Annotated in this window: 2 tRNA genes and 2 rRNA genes; all 4 read right to left on the bottom strand. The window is 48.2% G+C overall.

The window, feature by feature from the left end:
- Positions 1–2497, bottom strand: a 23S ribosomal RNA gene (locus ACFFUV_RS23190); the annotation flags it as partial.
- A gap of 491 nt (positions 2498–2988) precedes the next feature.
- A tRNA-Ala gene (locus ACFFUV_RS23185) sits at positions 2989–3064 on the bottom strand.
- 108 nt (positions 3065–3172) lie between these two features.
- Positions 3173–3249, bottom strand: a tRNA-Ile gene (locus ACFFUV_RS23180).
- A gap of 188 nt (positions 3250–3437) precedes the next feature.
- A 16S ribosomal RNA gene (locus ACFFUV_RS23175) occupies positions 3438–3527 on the bottom strand; the annotation flags it as partial.

Here is a 3527-nt window from a genome sequence, read left to right as displayed (position 1 = left end):
GCCGACATCGAGGTGCCAAACACCGCCGTCGATATGAACTCTTGGGCGGTATCAGCCTGTTATCCCCGGAGTACCTTTTATCCGTTGAGCGATGGCCCTTCCATTCAGAACCACCGGATCACTATGACCTGCTTTCGCACCTGCTCGAATTGTCATTCTCGCAGTCAAGCGGGCTTATGCCATTGCACTAACCTCACGATGTCCAACCGTGATTAGCCCACCTTCGTGCTCCTCCGTTACTCTTTGGGAGGAGACCGCCCCAGTCAAACTACCCACCAGGCACTGTCCTCATCCCCGATTAGGGGACCAAGTTAGAACATCAAACATACAAGGGTGGTATTTCAAGGATGGCTCCATAACCACTGGCGTGATTACTTCAAAGCCTCCCACCTATCCTACACATGTAGGCTCAATGTTCAGTGCCAAGCTGTAGTAAAGGTTCACGGGGTCTTTCCGTCTAGCCGCGGGTACACTGCATCTTCACAGCGATTTCAATTTCACTGAGTCTCGGGTGGAGACAGCGTGGCCATCATTACGCCATTCGTGCAGGTCGGAACTTACCCGACAAGGAATTTCGCTACCTTAGGACCGTTATAGTTACGGCCGCCGTTTACCGGGGCTTCGATCAAGAGCGTCGACCGAAGTCTAACCCCATCAATTAACCTTCCGGCACCGGGCAGGCGTCACACCGTATACGTCATCTTACGATTTTGCACAGTGCTGTGTTTTTAATAAACAGTTGCAGCCACCTGGTATCTGCGACTTCCGATAGCTCCATCCGCAAGGGACTTCACCGTCAGAAGCGTACCTTCTCCCGAAGTTACGGTACCATTTTGCCTAGTTCCTTCACCCGAGTTCTCTCAAGCGCCTTGGTATTCTCTACCCGACCACCTGTGTCGGTTTGGGGTACGATTCCTTACAATCTGAAGCTTAGAGGCTTTTCCTGGAAGCATGGCATCAATGACTTCACCACCGTAGTGGCTCGACATCGTGTCTCGACCTTAAAAAGAGCCGGATTTACCTAACTCTTAAGCCTACGCACTTGAACCTGGACAACCGTCGCCAGGCCCACCTAGCCTTCTCCGTCCCCCCATCGCAATTGTAAGAAGTACGGGAATATTAACCCGTTTCCCATCGACTACGCCTTTCGGCCTCGCCTTAGGGGTCGACTTACCCTGCCCCGATTAACGTTGGACAGGAACCCTTGGTCTTCCGGCGAGGAGGTTTTTCACCCCCTTTATCGTTACTCATGTCAGCATTCGCACTTCTGATACGTCCAGCATGCGTTACCACACACCTTCAACCGCTTACAGAACGCTCCCCTACCCAATACAATAAATTGCATTGCCGCAGCTTCGGTTTATTGCTTAGCCCCGTTACATCTTCCGCGCAGGCCGACTCGACTAGTGAGCTATTACGCTTTCTTTAAATGATGGCTGCTTCTAAGCCAACATCCTAGCTGTCTAAGCCTTCCCACATCGTTTCCCACTTAGCAATAATTTGGGACCTTAGCTGGCGGTCTGGGTTGTTTCCCTCTCCACGACGGACGTTAGCACCCGCCGTGTGTCTCCCGGATAGTACTTACTGGTATTCGGAGTTTGCAAAGGGTTGGTAAGTCGGGATGACCCCCTAGCCTTAACAGTGCTCTACCCCCAGTAGTATTCGTCCGAGGCGCTACCTAAATAGCTTTCGGGGAGAACCAGCTATCTCCGAGTTTGATTGGCCTTTCACCCCTAGCCACAAGTCATCCGCTAATTTTTCAACATTAGTCGGTTCGGTCCTCCAATTGATGTTACTCAATCTTCAACCTGCCCATGGCTAGATCACTCGGTTTCGGGTCTATATCCAGAGACTAAATCGCCCAGTTAAGACTCGGTTTCCCTACGGCTCCCCTATACGGTTAACCTTGCCACTGAATATAAGTCGCTGACCCATTATACAAAAGGTACGCAGTCACACCACGAAGGTGCTCCTACTGCTTGTACGTACACGGTTTCAGGTTCTATTTCACTCCCCTCACAGGGGTTCTTTTCGCCTTTCCCTCACGGTACTGGTTCACTATCGGTCAGTCAGGAGTATTTAGCCTTGGAGGATGGTCCCCCCATCTTCAAACAGGATATCACGTGTCCCGCCTTACTCGTTTTCACTCAAAATGATGGAGCGGCTACGGGGCTATCACCCTTTATTGCCAAGCTTTCCAGCTTGTTCACCTGCATCATTAAAAGCTTAAGGGCTAATCCGATTTCGCTCGCCGCTACTGTCGGAATCTCGGTTGATTTCTTTTCCTTCGGGTACTTAGATGTTTCAGTTCCCCGAGTTCGCCTCTTACAGCTATGTATTCACTGCAAGATAAGTGCTTATGCACTTGGGTTTCCCCATTCGGAAATCGTAGACTCAAGTGGCTCTTACTGCCTCATCTACGCTTATCGCAAGTTAGTACGTCCTTCATCGCCTCTGACTGCCAAGGCATCCACCGTGTACGCTTAGTCACTTAACCATACAACCCCAAGAGGTCTTGCTCGGTCTTTGTTGTTTATGCTGTGTTGCTTGCTCAATCTGCTTGGTCGTTATCAGACGATAACTCCCGTCGACAGATTGTTTAGCGCCTGGCCTAAACATCAAATCCACATCGCAATACTTGGCGTTGCAGTTAGCAACCAAGGTTTTGTCTCTCATTATTTGAATGAGCGAGAGACATTTCGATTTTGCCGGACTCAAATAACTCTTTATTTCCACTTTTTAGAAAAAAGCAGAGCCAAAAAGTTGAATAACATCCTAAGACGTTATTCCCAAGAACACTTGAATGTGTATTTTGGTACCTACTCTCATAGAGAATAGGATTTGAGAACTTTTATTTGAATAACAACGCTTATCAAAAGATAAGGGGATTGTTGTTATTCGTCAGCTTTCCAAATTGTTAAAGAGCAAAGTTTACTTTCTATTGAAAGAAACCATGTTTAAAAACACTACTTCTAGTGCGTTTAAAGATGGTGGAGCTAAGCGGGATCGAACCGCTGACCTCCTGCATGCCATGCAGGCGCTCTCCCAGCTGAGCTATAGCCCCATTTGTATGGCTAAACCATAAAATAGTCATTTTTCTTATGCGCGCAGTGAAATGAGCAAGTTTACATAGGGTAAACGACGATTTTCACAACAAAACAGAAGGAAAAATTGGTGGGTCTGAGTGGACTTGAACCACCGACCTCTCGCTTATCAGGCGAACGCTCTAACCACCTGAGCTACAGACCCAATTTTCTAACTCGATATTCTTGCTTAATACCTCGTTGTACTGCCTATCCTCGCTCAGTTACATACTGATGTATGCCCCTTCACTCCTCAGTTGTACGACTCGATTTAAACAAAAATCTCTTCGTTATCATCTCTTTTACATAAACCGTATCAATCTGTGTGAACACTCATCGCAATAATCTTCGTATTAAGGAGGTGATCCAGCGCCAGGTTCCCCTAGCGCTACCTTGTTACGACTTCACCCCAGTCATGAACCACAAAGTGGTAAGCGTTCCCCC

The sequence above is a fragment of the Vibrio olivae genome, from assembly GCF_042428525.1.
Classification (GTDB): Bacteria; Pseudomonadota; Gammaproteobacteria; order Enterobacterales; family Vibrionaceae; genus Vibrio; species Vibrio olivae.
The sequence above is the reverse complement of the archived record's forward strand: the minus strand, read 5'-3'. Positions and strand labels throughout refer to the sequence as shown.